We start from the raw sequence: 13,507 nt of genomic DNA, 5'->3' as shown, positions 1-13,507 counted from the left end.
CGTTGTTCAGGAAACCGAGGCGGGCCGCAGGCGCTGCAGGCCCGCGGCGAGGACGATCACCAGTCCGATGACCAGCAGCTGGACGTTGGAGTCCACGTTGTTGAGCGCCAGGATGTTGCGCAGCACGCCGACCAGCAGCGCGCCGGCGACCGTGCCGACCACCGAACCGCGGCCGCCGGACAGGCTGGTGCCGCCGATCACCACCGCGGCGATCGCGTCCAGCTCGTACATCGCGCCGTCGTTCGGCCCGCCGAAGTTGAGCTGCCCGGCGTGCACGATGCCGGCGAGCGCCGCGAGCAGCCCGCAGACACCGAACACCACGATCTTCACCCGCCGCACGGGCACACCCGACAGCCGCGCGGCCTTCTCGTTGCCGCCGATCGCGTAGACGTGCCGGGAGAACGCGCTGACCCGCAGCAGCAGCACCGCCAGCGCGGCGACCACGACGAAGATCAGCGCCGGGATCGGGACCACGCCGTCGAAGGTGCGCTCGCCCAGCAGCGAGAACACCACCGGCGCCTGCCCGGGCGCGTCGCCGTAGGTGATCGTGATGCCCTGCCCGCCGGACCAGATCCGCGCGAGCCCGCGGGCGATCTGCATCCCCGCCAGCGTCACGATGAACGCCTGGATCTTGAACTGCGAGACCGCGATCCCTTGCAGCAGCCCGAAACCGAGCCCGATCGCGAGCACGGCGAGCACCACCGGGACGACACCGAGGTCGTTGTTCACCAGCAGCACCGCCGAGCCGACGCTGGCGAGGCCGAGCACCGACCCGACCGACAGGTCGATCCCGCCGATGAGGATGACCAGCGTCATCCCCACCGCGAGGATGCCGATCTCGGAGATCGACCGCACGACGTTGAACAGGTTGCCGGAGTCGAGGAACAGCAGGTGCCCGTTCTTGCTCGGCGAGTACACGACGGCCGCGAGGAACACCAGCACCAGCCCGAACAGGCTCTGGAACCGGAACACCGCCGCCAGTACGTCGTGGCGCCGCGCGGGCACTCCCGTGAGCTCCGCCGTCATCGCGTACCCCCTGCCACCAGGTCCTCCAGTGCGCCCTGCCCCATCGCCGCCGCCAGCAGGTCCGCCTCGGAGATCGCCGCGGTGTCCAGCTCCCGCACCGTGCGCCCGCCCTGCAGCACGACCACCCGGTGGCAGACGCCGATCAGCTCGGCGGGCTCGGACGAGGCCAGCAGCACGCCCACGCCCTGCGCCGCCGCCTCGCCGAGCAGCCGGTAGATCTCGGCCTTGGCGCCCACGTCCACGCCGCGGGTCGGCTCGTCGAGCAGCAGCAGGCGGGGCTCGGTGAGCAGGCCGCGTCCGAGCACCACCTTCTGCTGGTTGCCGCCGGACAGCGCGCCGGCCGGACCGCGCAGCGACGCGAGCTTCACCCCCAGCCGGTCCACGGAAGCTCGTGCCGCCTGCTGTTCGCGCCGCCGCGGCACCCAGCCCAGCCGGGCGATCCTGTCCACAATGGACAGCACCGTGTTGGCCAGCACCGAGTGCTCCAGCGCGAGCCCGGAGATCCGCCGGTCCTCGGGCACGAAGGCCATGCCCAGCCACAGCGCGCGCCGCGGTGAACGCGGCCGGATCTCCTTGCCGTCCAACAGGACCTTCCCCTGCCAGGTCCCCTTGGTGCCCGCGCCGTACAGCGTTTCCAGCAGCTCCGTCCGCCCGGCGCCGAGCAGCCCGGCGAGCCCGACGATCTCCCCCTTGCCGACCCGCAGGCTGACCCCGGCCGGGTCCCTGCGCCCCGGCCGGGGCCTGCGGGTCCGCACCGCCAGGCCCTCGACCCGCAGCAGCTCCTCCCCCGCCGCCGCGGCGGTTTCCCCTGCGGTGCGGAACATCAGGTGCACCGGCCGCCCGACCATCGCCTCGGACGCCTGTGCCGCCGTCATCGACCGCGCGTCGAACTCCGCCACGACGCGCCCGTTGCGCAGCACCGTGGCACGGTCGGCGACGCGGCCGATCTCCTCCATCCGGTGGGAGATGTAGACGATCCCGGCACCCGCGCGCCGCAGCTCGCCGATCACCTCCAGCAGCCGCTCGACCTCGGGCGCGGACAACGCGGACGTCGGCTCGTCCATGATCAGGATCCGGGCGTCGAGCGACAGCGCCTTGACGATGACGACCAGCTGCTGCTCGCCGGTGCGCAGCTGCTCCACCGGCCGCCGCGGGTCGAAGCCGACCCCCGCGCGCTCCAGCAGCCGGGCGGTGTCGCGCACCATCCGCCGCCGGTCGACCGTGCCGAGCCTGGTCCTGGGCTCGCGGCCGAGGAAGACGTTCTCCGCCACCGACAGCGCGGGCACGAGGTCCAGCTCCTGGTGGATCATCGCGATACCGGCCCGCTGGGCGTCCCCGGGCCCGGAGAGGCGGACCGGCGCGCCCTCGATCCGGATCTCCCCGGAGTCGGGGGTCAGCTCGCCCGAGAGCACCTTCATCAGCGTCGACTTCCCGGCGCCGTTCTCCCCCAGCAGCGCGTGGACCTCCCCGGCGCGCAGGGTGAAGTCCACCTCGCGGACGGCCTGCGCCCCGCCGAAGGACTTGCTGATCCCCGTCAGCCCGGCCAGCGGGGCGACGTCGCCGTCCATCCCCACCTCCTCGGCAGCCTCGGCGAGAAATCGATTACTGCGACGCTAGAGTGACCCAGGACACGTGTCAAGCGAGTTCTTCCGGCCCGCGCACGAAGGCGCACGCCTGCGCTACGCTGAAGCCGTGACGCTCGCCTTGGAGGACGTTCTCGCCCGCGCGGGACTGCGCATCGACGCGGCGGAGTTCCTGACGCTGGTCGAGGACGAGGCGCGCCGCCTCGCCCCGCCGAACCCCGAGCCCGCCCAGTTCTTCGACGACCGCGAGCGGCGGGCGCTCGCCGAGGCCGGCCTCGACCTCTCGCCGTACCACGAGGACGAGCCCGACTACCGGGCGCGCGCCGTGGCCGCGCAGGCCGTGCTGGCCGAGTCCGCGCTCTCCGTCGGCGCCGCCGCGAAACGGCTCGGCGTCGACCCCAGCCGCGTCCGGCACCGGCTCGCCGACCGGCGGCTGTCCGGCTGGAAGGATCAGGGTGGCTGGCGGCTGCCCGCGTGGCAGTTCACCGAGGACGGCGTGCTGCCGGGCCTCGACGCCGTGCTCGCGGCCGTGCCCGGCGACGAGCCCGCGCTCGTGGTGGCCGCGTTCATGACCCGTCCCCAGTCCGACCTGACCGTGGCGAACGAGCCGGTCAGCCCCGTGCAGTGGCTGCTCGCCGGCGGCGACCCGCGGCCGGTGGCCGCGCTCGCGGCCACGCTCGGCACCGCGTTCTGAGGCGGTAGCCCGACCCGATGGCCCGGCTCCCCCTGCCGCCCGACCGCGCGACGCTGGTCGGCGCGCTCCACGACGAAGACGTGGTGGCGGTGCACCCCGCCACCCGGCTGGTGCGCATCTTCAGCACCGGCGGCCACCACCCGCAGCAGTGGCACTCCTTCCGGCACAACGGTCCCCTGCCGCACGGCCGGTTCGACCCGCAGCACCCCGGCCACGGCGGCGCGCCGGTGCACGACCCGGGCAACGGCGTGGCGTACTACGGGCTTTCGGTGCGCACGAGCGTCGCCGAGGTGTTCCAGGAGTCGTCCATTGTGGACCGGCACACGAAGAAGCCCTACCTGGTGATCGCGCACCCGACGCGCACGCTGCGGCTGCTCGACCTGTCCGGCCTGTGGCCGACCCGCGCCGGGGCTTCGCAGGAGATCTCCAGTGGTCCCAAGAAGATCACGCAGGCGTGGGCACGCGCGATCCGCGACGTGTTCGACGACCTCGACGGCCTGTGGTACCGCTCGTCGATGGACGGCGGCGGCCCCGCGGTGTGCCTGTGGGACCCGCCGGCGGGCGAGGCGCTGCCCACCGAGCCCGACGTGCTGCTGCCGCTGGACCACCCCGGACTGGACATCCCGCTGGGGCGCGTCTGCGAGCAGCTCAACTACGTCCTGCTCTCCTGAAGCCCCCGCGAGTACCGCACCTCCGGAATCGGCTCTCCGCCCAGCGGCAGGTCCTGCAGCACGTCGTCGCACTTCCAGCCCCGCGCCTCGTAGAACCGCCGCGCAGGGGCGTTGCCCGCCAGCACCCACAGCACCGCATGGCGGTAGCCGTGCGCGGCGAGGTGGCCCAGCGCCGCCTGGTGCACCGCGAAACCCGCGCCCGTGCCGCGCCACCGCGGGTCGGCGTAGATCGCGCACAGCTCACCGGTCGGCAGGTTCGGGTGCCGGTCGGTCTCCTGGCGCGCGGCGCTGACGAACGCGTACGCGCGGACCACCGGGTCCGGGCCGACGGCGACGAACATCGCCGCCGGCTCGGTGTAGCTGCGCAGACCGGTGCTCCACCGCTCGCGCAGCGTCTCGTACCGCATCCCGTCGAGGTAGGAGTCCGGCAGGAGACCGCGGTACGCGGCGCGCCAGCCCTCGATGTTGATCTCGGCGATGCGCCCCGCGTCCGCGGGCACGGCGCGCCGCACCGTCCACTTCATCCCGGGTTCCTACAGGTGGCGGGCCCACCAGCCGAGCACGGCCTCGAACCGCTGGATCCGGTGCCGCGGCCTGCCGGACCGGCTCAGCTCGTGCCCCTCGCCGGGGAACAGCAGCATCTCGACGTCGGCCCCGGCGCGCTTGAGCGCCACGTACAGCCGTTGCGCCTGCTCGACCGGGCAACGCCAGTCGTGCTCGGAGTGCACCACGGCGAACGGGATCCGGATGCGGTCGGCGTAGGTCAGCGGGCTGCGGTTGAGCTGCTCCTGCAGGTCGTCGCCGATGTAGGCGTCGACGAAGGACCAGCCGATGTCGGAGCTGCCGACCATCGAGTCCCAGGCGTTGACGGCACGCTCGCTCCACGCCGCGCGGAAGCGCTCGCCGTGGTGCGCCGCCAGCCAGGTGGTCATGAACCCGCCGTAGGAGCCGCCCATCACACCGACCCGGGACGAGTCGAGCCCCGGCCGCTCCAGCGCGGAGTCCAGCAGGGCCAGCAGGTCGTCGGCGTCGACGGTGCCGAACGCGCGCACGATCGCCCGGCCGTGGCTTTGCCCGTAGCCCGCCGACCCGCGCGGGTTGCCCAGCACCACCGCGTAGCCCGCCGCCGCGTACACCTGGGCCTCGTCGAACAGGCCCCAGTCGTAGGCGGCGAACGGGCCGCCGTGCACCACCAGCAGCACCGGGTGCGGGCCCTCGCCTTCGGGCCGGACCAGCCAGCCGTGCACCGGGTAACCGTCGGGCGCCGTCGCGGTGAGCTCCTCCAGCGGCCGGATTCCCCGCTCCCGCAACGGTTTCGAGAAGTCGGTGAGCGTGCGCTGCGCATCGCCCTCGATCAGCACCACGTCCCCGGCGCTGTCCGGGCGCGCCACCACGGCGGCGACCCGGCCGCCGTCGACGATGAACGACCGCACGGCCGCCCGCTCGCCCGCGAGGACGGCGAGCTTGTCCAGCGGCGCCTCCTCCGCGTCGCGCGGCACCGCCCGCAGCTCCACCGCGCCGCGGTTGAGCACCGCGACGAGCAGCTGGTCACCGAGCACCGCGGGCGCTCCGGCGCCGGAGACGACGTGCACGGTCTCGGCGTCGGTCAGGCGGCGCGGCGTCGCGGGCTCGTCGGACAGCTTCGCCGCCCACAAGCCCGGGTTGCGCGCTTCGCCATACGGCCACGTGTACTCCGCGCCGATGAACCACACCGTGCCGTCCCCGGTGACGGCGGCGTTCTCGACACCGCCCTTGCTGCGCACGACCAGCACGGGCTCGCCGCCGCCGGCGGGCACGGCGTAGAGGTCGGTCTCCTCGGTTTCCGCGGCACCCCATTCACGCTGGGCGATCACGAGGATCCGCTCACCGTCCGGGGTCCATACCGGCCCGGACACGTCCACCCGGTCGTCGGTCAGCGGCACAAGATCTCCCGCGGGTTCCGTGACGTCGACGACGAACAACCGCTCCGGGCGGTCACGCAGGAAGCCGATGTCGTCGATGCGGTAGTCGAACCGCGTGATCCGCCGCGGCGCCTCCTCGGCCGGTTCGAGCTTCTCCCCGTCCTCCGTCGGCACGCCGTAGCGGCCCGGCTCGGGAATCCTTGCGGTGAAAGCGATCCGGCGCGAGTCCGGCGCCCACACCGGCTGCCCGGCGCCGAGCGGCAGGTCGGTCAGCCGACGGGCGTCCCCGCCGTCGACGGCGATCACGTGCAGCTGCGGGCTCGCCTTCGCTTCCGCTCGAAGGAAAGCGACCCAGCGCCCGTCGGGCGAAACAGCCGGAGCGGAGTCGCGCTCGCCGTGGGTCCACTGGCGGGCCTCGCCGTCGAGGCCGATCCGCCACAGTGCGCCGCGATAGGTGTTGCCTTCGGCGTGCGGGGCGGAGACTCCCGTGAGCAGCAGGTCCCCGTGCAGGGCCGGCGCGCCGGGGGTGGTGAGAAGGTCGATGTCGGTGGGACGCATTCGCCGAGGTTACCGTTCGCTCGGTTGCTCCACCGCAGCGTCACGCCTGCTCTTGAGCAGGCTCGCGACCGTGGTGATCGTCAGCACCACCACGATCACGCCGAGCGAGATCCAGTTGTTGATGTCCAGCCAGTCCGGCGCCACGTGGTACTCGTGCAGCGCGTGCACCACCAGCTTCAGGCCGATGAACGCGAGGATCACCGCGAGCCCGTAGGTCAGGTACACGAGCTTGTTGACCAGCCCGCCGAGCAGGAAGAACAGCTGCCGCAGGCCCATCAGCGCGAAGGCGTTGGCGGTGAAGACCAGGAACGCCTCCTGCGTGATGCCGAAGATCGCGGGGATCGAGTCGACCGCGAACAGCAGGTCGGCGCTGCCGATGGCGACGATCACCAGGAACATCGGCGTGATGTGCCGCCGTCCCTCGCGCTTGACGAACATCTTGTGCCCGTCGAAGTCGTCGCTCACCGGGTAGATCTTGCGCACCCACCGCGTGAGGACATTCTCGTGGTACTCCTCCTTCTCGTCGTCGCCGCGGAGCATGCTCACCGCGGTCCACAGCAGGACCGCGCCGAAGAGGAAGAACACCCACACGAACTGGGCGATGAGCGCCGCGCCGATCGCGATGAACACGCTGCGCATGGCGAGCGCGAGCAGGATCCCGACGAGCAGGACGCGGTGCTGGTGGATCAGCGGCACCTTGAACGACGCCATGATCACCATGAAGATGAACAGGTTGTCCACCGAGAGCGAGTACTCGGTGAGGTACCCGGTGAAGAACTCGACCCCCGGATCGTGCCCGGCGAAGAACCAGACCCCGGCCCCGAACAGAACCGCGCAGGCCACGTAGAACACGACCCACTTCGCGGCTTCGCGGGTGGTCACCTCGTGGGGCTTGGTATCGACGATCACCAGGTCGATCGCGATGAGGAGAAGCAGACCCGCCACGGTCGCGAGCCACAGCCACACGGGGACAGTCATTTACGCAATACCTCCGGTTAGCGCGCACAGCAGCTAGCCGGAGGTCTCTTCCGCCGGTCCGAGGACCGGCCGACGGCGCCGGGTGTCCCGCAGGACCGCCGTGCTGACGACACCGCCGCGAAGGAATACTCCCCTCCACGTCCTGTCCATCATGTCCGATGTCAGGCCGGCGGGCCAGCTTAGGTAAGCCTCATCACCGGGATCGGGGACCGCTCTCGTCCGTTCTCAGGAAACTTCACCTACGGTTTCGGGGTGCCCCGTATTCCGCTACCGCACACCCGCCGTGGCCGGCTCGTGACCCTGGGTGTGGTCGTGGTGCTGCTCGCCGCCGCCGGGATCGTCTGGGCCCGCGCCGGGAACGACGCCGCGCCCGTCGCGAGCCAGGACGCCGTGCTCGACGTGCCCGCCGCGCCCGGCGCCGCCACGCAGGTGCACCTGGACACCACCCTGTACCTGCCGGCGCGCACCCCGGCCCCGGCCGTGCTGCTGCCGCACGGGTTCGGCGGCGACAAGACCAGCGTCACCGGGCAGGCGCAGGAGCTCGCGCGCCGCGGGTTCGTGGTGCTCACGTGGTCCGCGCGCGGCTTCGGGCACAGCACGGGGCAGATCGGCCTCGACGACCCGGACCTCGAAGTCGCCGACGCGGCCCGCCTCGTCGACTACCTGGCGAAGCGGCCCGACGTGCGCCAGGACGGCCCGGGCGACCCGCGCGTCGGGGTGATCGGGGCGTCCTACGGCGGCGCGCTCGCGCTGCTGCTCGCGGGCACGGACAAGCGCGTCGACGCCATCTCACCGGTGATCACGTACAACGACCTCGCGCAGGGCCTGGTGCCCAACGCCGCTCGGGCCGACGCCGTCCCGGCCGCCACTCCGGCCGCGGGAGCCTTCGCCGCGGACGGGGTCTTCAAGCGGTCGTGGGCGGGGCTGTTGTTCTCCGCGGGCTCGGGCACCGGCGCGGAAGCGGCGACCGAGGCGCCGGAGCCGGGTCAGGAGAGCAGCGACAGCAGCAGCTCCAGCGGCGGTTCCGGGGGCGGGGCGGCGGCGCCCGGGCGGGTGCAGCTGCCGCCCGCCGCGAACGTTTGCGGCCGCTTCACCGCGCAGATCTGCCAGGCGTACACGGAGCTCGCCACCACCGGCCGGGTCACGCAGGCGACCGTGGACCTGCTGCACCGCGTCTCCCCCGCGTCGGTCACCTCGAAGATCACCGTGCCGACGCTGCTCGTGCAGGGTGAGAACGACACGCTGTTCGGGCTCGACCAGTCCGACGCCACCGCGCGCCAGATCGTCGCGGCGGGTGGGAAGGTGCAGCAGATCTGGTACGCGGGCGGTCACGACGGCGGGCAGCCGGGGCCACAGCTGCGCGCGAAGATCGGCGACTGGCTGTGGTTCCAGCTCACCGGCGAGGGCAGCGACCCGGTCACCGGCTTCTCCTACGACGTGCAGGGTTCGCTGCGCGCGTCGGGTTCGCCGTCGGTGCGGATCGTGACGGCGCCGGACTACCCGGGCCTGACCGGCGACACGACGCAGCGGAACCCGCTCGCGCTGCGGGGCGGCGAGCAGACCGTGGTGAATCCGCCGGGCGGCGTGCCCGCCGCGGTCAGCGGAATTCCCGGGCTCAACGGGCTCGCCGGGTCCTCGCGGGTGTCGGGGCTGTTCGGCGTCGACCCGCCGGGGCAGTCCGCGCGCTTCACCACGGCGCCGGTCGACTCGCAGCTGCTGGTCGCCGGGTCCGCGACGGTGCGGCTGCGCATCGCGGGCACCGCGCCGGAGGCCGTGCTGTTCGCGAAGCTCTACGACGTGAGCCCGGACGGCACGCGGACGCTGCCCGCCAACCAGGTGGCGCCGATCCGCGTGCCGCTGCCCGGGGGTGCCGCCGAGGTCACCGTGACGCTCGCGGGCATCGTGCGGCCGATCGAGTCCGGGCACGCGCTGCAGGTCGTGGTCACCACCACCGACCAGGCGTTCGCGACGCCGATCGCGCCCGCGGCGTACCAGATCTCCGCCGACGGCGGGCTGTTCGTGCCGGTCATCCCGGGCACGGCGGCGGGTTCCGGCTGGCCGCTGGGCACCGTGTTGGCGATCCTCGGAATCCTGCTCGTCGCGCTGGTGGTGGCGGTGATCGCCGCGCTGCGCCGGCGCCGGGCGCACCGGGCCGATCCTTCGCTGTCCGACGTGCCGCTCGTGATCGAGGGGCTGACCAAGGCGTATCCCGGCGGGCTCACCGCGGTGCGGGACCTGTCGTTCCGCGTCGAGCCGGGGCAGGTGCTCGGCCTGCTCGGGCCGAACGGCGCGGGCAAGACGACGACGCTGCGGATGCTGATGGGGCTCATCACCCCGACCGCCGGGCAGATCCGGGTGTTCGGGCATCCGGTGTCGGCGGGGGCGCCGGTGCTGTCGCGGATCGGGTCGTTCGTGGAGGGTTCGGGGTTCCTGCCGCACCTGTCGGGTGAGCTGAACCTGCGGCTGTACTGGGACGCGACCGGGCGGCCGGCGGAGCAGGCGCACTTCGCGGAGGCGCTGGAGATCGCGGGGCTGGGCTCGGCGGTGCACCGGAAGGTGCGGACGTACAGCCAGGGCATGCGGCAGCGGCTCGCGATCGCGCAGGCGATGCTGGGGCTGCCGGAGCTGCTCGTGCTCGACGAACCGACCAACGGGCTGGACCCGCCGCAGATCCACCAGATGCGCGAGGTGCTGCAGCGGTACGCGGCGACCGGGCGCACGGTGGTGGTGTCGAGCCACCTGCTGGCCGAGGTGGAGCAGACCTGTACGCACGTGGTGGTCATGCACCGCGGGGCGCTGGTGGCGTCCGGCCCGGTCGGCGACATCGCGGCGGCGGGCGGCGAGGCGACTTTCCGGGTCGGCGACCCGGAGGCGGCGGCCGCGGCGCTGCGCTCGGTCGGCGGAGTGTCCGATGTGGACGTCGAAGGGGATCTGGTGCACGCCAACCTGGACGGCCTGCCGAGAGCGGAAGCCGTGGCGGCGCTCGTGCGCGCCGGTGTGGCGGTCGACCAGGCCGGCCCGAGGCGCCGCCTGGAAGACGCCTTCCTGCGGCTGGTGGGTGAGGAGTCGTGATGACCGGAGGGCGCGAGGTGCCACACGCGAGCGCCGGGATTTCGACCGCCGCGCACGGGACGGTGCCGGTGTCGCGGATGCGTGACGGGGAGTTCGCCGTTGCTTCCCGGACCGCGCCTGGGCCGCGAGCGAGCAGCGGGGAGTTCGCCGCTGCTTGCCGGACCGCGCCCCGGCCGCGAGTAAGCAACGGGAAGTTCGCCGCTGCTTCCCGGACCGCGCCCGGGTCGCGAGCGAGCAGCGGGGAGTTCGGCGCCGGGCCGCGAACCAGGCTGATGCCGCGGCCACGCAACGGTGTGTTCACCGCTGCAGGCCGGACCGCGCCCGGGCCGCGAGTAAGCAGCGGGGAGTTCACCGCTGCTTGCCGAACCGCGCCCGGGTCGCGAGTGAGCAGCGGGGAGTTCGGCGCCGGGCCGCGAACCAGGCTGATGCCGCGGCCGCGCAGCGGTGTATCCGCCGCAGGGCCGCGGACTGCGCCGGGGTCGCCACCGGGCAGCGGTGTGTTCGCCGCTGCGTGTCGGACCGCGCCGAGGCCGCCGTCGAACGGCGGAAGGTTCGTTCCCGGCCGCCGGGCTTTGCCGCTGTCGCGGGCACCGGGTCAGGTGGCCGCCCCGAACCACCGAATCGTGCCGGTGTCGCGGGTGTCCGCCGTCGACCGCCGGTTCATGCCGCCGCTGGGCAGCCGGGTCGCGCTGTCACCGTGGTCGTGCGGGAGGGAGTCGTGATGGCCGGGAAGGATCGCGCCGCCGAGAACGCGGTGCTCGATTCCGGGGTGCACACCGATCCGGCGGCGCTGGACGAGCTGACCGCGCTGGCGCGGCGGGAGCAGGTGGCCTCGGGGGCGGACGGCGCGGTCGCCGGGTACCGCGCGGGGCGGACGTTGCGGCTGGGGGTGGAGCTGCGGCGCCAGCTCCGCCGCCGGCGCACGCAGCTCGTGCTGGGGTTCGTGGTGCTGCTGCCGTTCATCCTGGTGATCGCGTTCGAGGTGGGGCAGTCCAGCCCGAACCGGCGTTCGGGCGGGTTCGTCGACCTCGCGACGGCGAGCGCGCCGAACTTCGTGGTGCTGGCGCTGTTCGTGGCGGGCGGGTTCCTGCTGCCGACGATCGTCGCGTTGTTCTTCGGCGACACGATCGCGAGCGAGGCTTCGTGGTCGAGCCTGAAGTACCTGCTGGCGATCCCCGTGCCGCGGCACCGGGTGTTGCGGCAGAAGGCGATCGCGTCGGGGCTGCTGTCGGTGCTGGCGCTGGTGCTGCTGCCGCTGGTGTCGCTCGTGGTGGGGCTGATCTGGTACGGCGCGGGCGACGCGATCAGCCCGACCGGGGACGCGATCCCGTTCGGGCAGAGCCTGGTCGTGATCGTGGTGTCGACGGTGTACATCGTGATCCAACTGGCGTGGGTGGCGGGACTGGCGCTGCTGCTGAGCGTGTCGACGGACGCGCCGCTGGGCGCGGTCGGCGGTGCGGTGCTGGCGGCGATCCTGTCGCAGATCCTGGACCAGATCACGGCGCTGGGCAGCCTGCGCAACTACCTGCCGACGCACTACTCCTACGCGTGGCTGGACCTGGTCGCGACGGACGTCGACTGGGCCAACATCGCGGCGGGTGTGCTGTCGGCGGTGGCCTACGGGACGGTGCTGGCGTTGATCGCGGCTCGCCGATTCGCCACGAAGGACATCACGAGCTGAAATACTGGCGGCCATGGATGCTGTCTCGGTGACGCGGCCGCCGGCCGCCGCGGTGCGGTTGCTGAACCCGGTGCTGCTGGGGTTGCTGCGGACGCCGCTGGGCGGGCCGATCGGGCGGTCGGTGCTGGTGCTGCGGTTCAGCGGGCGCCGGACCGGGCGGCGGTACGAGGTGCCCGCGACGGCCCACCGGTGGGACGACGGGCTGATGGTGCTCACCGGTGCCCGGTGGCGCCTGAACTTTCGCGGCGGCCGGGACGTGGACGTCGTGTTCGAGGGCCGCACCACGCCGATGCGCGGGGTGCTGGTGGAGTACGCGCGCACGGTGGCGGAGACGTACGCCAAGCGGTTCGAGGAGCTGGGACTGGAACAGGCCCAGCGACGGCTCGGGTTGAAGGTGAACGTCGGCAGGCTGCCCACGGTGGCGGAGCTGGAGGCCCTGGTGGAGCGGGAGCACCTCTCGATGGTGTGGCTCAAGGCCCGGTGAGGGTTGCTGGGTGGGTGAGTGAGCTGATGGGGCTTGCTGCCGGGTGGCCGGGACCCGGTGACGCCGGGCGGGTTGGCAGAGCTTGCTGCCATGCGCGTCGCCCGTGCCGGTGAAACTTCTGCCAGGCGGGCGGTCGGGATTGGTTCAGGTTGCTGCCGGGCGCGCGGCCGGGACTGGTGAAGCCTGCTGCCGGCGGCGCGGGTGGGACCGGCGAAGCCTGCCCCCGGAGGCACGGGTGGGCATTGCTGCCGGGCGCGCGGCCGGGACTGGTGAAGCCTGCTGCCGGAGGCGCGGGTGGGACCGGCGAAGCCTGCTGCCGGAGGCACGGGTGGGCATTGCTGCCGGGCGCGCGGCCGGGACCGGTGCAGGTTGCCATGCGCGCGGCTGGGACGAGCGACGCTTGCTGCCGGGGCGGGATTGGGGGAACTTGCCTGGCGGGTGGTGGGACCCCGGACCGGTGGAGCTTCTGCCGGGCACGCGAGGTTGGCGGAGCTTGCCGCTGGGCGGGCGAGCCTCGACGGTGGAGATTGCTGCCGGGTGGGCGGCCGGACGGTAGACTCGCGCAATCCCTTCCCCGCAGGCGAGGAGGCTCGGCATGCCTCGTCCCGTCCACTTCGAGATCCACGCGACCGACCCGGAACGCGCGATCACGTTCTACAAGACGGTGTTCGACTGGTCCTTCGAGCGCTGGGGCAGCAACCCGTACTGGCTGATCAGCACCGGCGACGGACCCGGGATCGACGGCGGGCTGGTGCCGCGGCAGGGTCCCGCGCCCGTCGACGACGCACCCGTCAACGCCTATCCGAACACCATGGAGGTCAAGGACCTCGATCTCGCCCTGCGCCACGTGCAGCAGGCC

Annotated in this window: 10 protein-coding genes and 2 pseudogenes; 6 read left to right on the top strand and 6 right to left on the bottom strand. The window is 72.9% G+C overall.

All coding sequences use genetic code 11. The annotated features are described in order from the left end of the window. Window positions 1-6: 6 nt before the first annotated feature. The 3 genes and pseudogenes from FHX82_RS16730 to FHX82_RS38170 form a co-directional block, all read right to left on the bottom strand. Window positions 7-1,026: an ABC transporter permease gene (locus FHX82_RS16730; protein WP_145938769.1), complete on the bottom strand. Its 1,020-nt coding sequence runs from the start codon at window positions 1,024-1,026 to the stop codon at window positions 7-9. Further along, window positions 1,023-1,727: pseudogene (locus FHX82_RS38175) on the bottom strand (ATP-binding cassette domain-containing protein); the annotation flags it as partial. The pseudogene FHX82_RS38175 and the gene FHX82_RS16730, both read right to left, overlap by 4 nt. 357 nt (window positions 1,728-2,084) lie before the next feature. Further along, window positions 2,085-2,594: pseudogene (locus FHX82_RS38170) on the bottom strand (ATP-binding cassette domain-containing protein); the annotation flags it as partial. Window positions 2,595-2,718: 124 nt separating this feature from the next. On the opposite strand from FHX82_RS38170, the gene FHX82_RS16720 reads away from it, so the two are divergent. Beyond that, entirely contained in the window at window positions 2,719-3,303 is a 585-nt protein-coding gene (locus FHX82_RS16720) for a DNA-binding protein (protein ID WP_145938771.1), read from the top strand. Window positions 3,304-3,320: 17 nt separating this feature from the next. Then, complete coding sequence (locus FHX82_RS16715; RefSeq protein ID WP_145938772.1) at window positions 3,321-3,974, top strand: RES family NAD+ phosphorylase; 654 nt, start codon at window positions 3,321-3,323, stop codon at window positions 3,972-3,974. Here the strand turns inward: FHX82_RS16715 and FHX82_RS16710 are convergent. From FHX82_RS16710 to FHX82_RS16700, 3 genes are read right to left on the bottom strand one after another with little or no spacing between them, the layout of a single operon-like run. After that, the gene (locus tag FHX82_RS16710; RefSeq protein WP_145938773.1) at window positions 3,956-4,498 is read right to left on the bottom strand and encodes a GNAT family N-acetyltransferase; all 543 of its coding nucleotides are present in this window, start codon (window positions 4,496-4,498) and stop codon (window positions 3,956-3,958) included. The genes FHX82_RS16715 and FHX82_RS16710 overlap by 19 nt on opposite strands. A gap of 9 nt (window positions 4,499-4,507) precedes the next feature. Beyond that, window positions 4,508-6,433: a S9 family peptidase gene (locus tag FHX82_RS16705; RefSeq protein WP_145938774.1), complete on the bottom strand. Its 1,926-nt coding sequence runs from the start codon at window positions 6,431-6,433 to the stop codon at window positions 4,508-4,510. A gap of 9 nt (window positions 6,434-6,442) precedes the next feature. Then, window positions 6,443-7,411 carry a TerC family protein gene (locus FHX82_RS16700; protein ID WP_145938775.1) on the bottom strand — a complete coding sequence of 323 codons (969 nt, stop codon included), beginning with the start codon at window positions 7,409-7,411 and terminating at the stop codon, window positions 6,443-6,445. 252 nt (window positions 7,412-7,663) lie between these two features. Here FHX82_RS16700 and FHX82_RS16695 point away from each other — a divergent pair, with 252 nt between their 5' ends. The 4 genes from FHX82_RS16695 to FHX82_RS16680 all read left to right on the top strand — a co-directional run. Then, window positions 7,664-10,483: an alpha/beta fold hydrolase gene (locus FHX82_RS16695; RefSeq protein WP_145938776.1), complete on the top strand. Its 2,820-nt coding sequence runs from the start codon at window positions 7,664-7,666 to the stop codon at window positions 10,481-10,483. A gap of 721 nt (window positions 10,484-11,204) precedes the next feature. Beyond that, the gene (locus tag FHX82_RS16690) at window positions 11,205-12,164 is read left to right on the top strand and encodes an ABC transporter permease (RefSeq protein ID WP_183176674.1); all 960 of its coding nucleotides are present in this window, start codon (window positions 11,205-11,207) and stop codon (window positions 12,162-12,164) included. Window positions 12,165-12,177: 13 nt separating this feature from the next. Then, on the top strand, window positions 12,178-12,648 hold the full coding sequence (locus tag FHX82_RS16685) for a hypothetical protein (protein WP_145938777.1): 471 nt from the start codon (window positions 12,178-12,180) through the stop codon (window positions 12,646-12,648). A gap of 595 nt (window positions 12,649-13,243) precedes the next feature. After that, window positions 13,244-13,507: VOC family protein (locus FHX82_RS16680; protein ID WP_183176673.1), on the top strand; the 264-nt coding region annotated here is incomplete at its 3' end.

The organism is Amycolatopsis bartoniae (assembly GCF_014191255.1).
GTDB lineage: Bacteria > Actinomycetota > Actinomycetes > Mycobacteriales > Pseudonocardiaceae > Amycolatopsis_E > Amycolatopsis_E bartoniae.
This window is presented reverse-complemented; position numbering and strand designations above follow the sequence as displayed.

Coding starts and splice junctions, on each gene's coding strand:
- FHX82_RS16700 (WP_145938775.1), bottom strand. CDS start 7,411: ATGACTGTCCCCGTGTGGCTGTGGCTCGCGACCGTGGCGGGTCTGCTT.
- FHX82_RS16715 (WP_145938772.1), top strand. CDS start 3,321: ATGGCCCGGCTCCCCCTGCCGCCCGACCGCGCGACGCTGGTCGGCGCG.
- FHX82_RS16690 (WP_183176674.1), top strand. CDS start 11,205: ATGGCCGGGAAGGATCGCGCCGCCGAGAACGCGGTGCTCGATTCCGGG.
- FHX82_RS16730 (WP_145938769.1), bottom strand. CDS start 1,026: ATGACGGCGGAGCTCACGGGAGTGCCCGCGCGGCGCCACGACGTACTG.
- FHX82_RS16710 (WP_145938773.1), bottom strand. CDS start 4,498: ATGAAGTGGACGGTGCGGCGCGCCGTGCCCGCGGACGCGGGGCGCATC.
- FHX82_RS16705 (WP_145938774.1), bottom strand. CDS start 6,433: ATGCGTCCCACCGACATCGACCTTCTCACCACCCCCGGCGCGCCGGCC.
- FHX82_RS16685 (WP_145938777.1), top strand. CDS start 12,178: ATGGATGCTGTCTCGGTGACGCGGCCGCCGGCCGCCGCGGTGCGGTTG.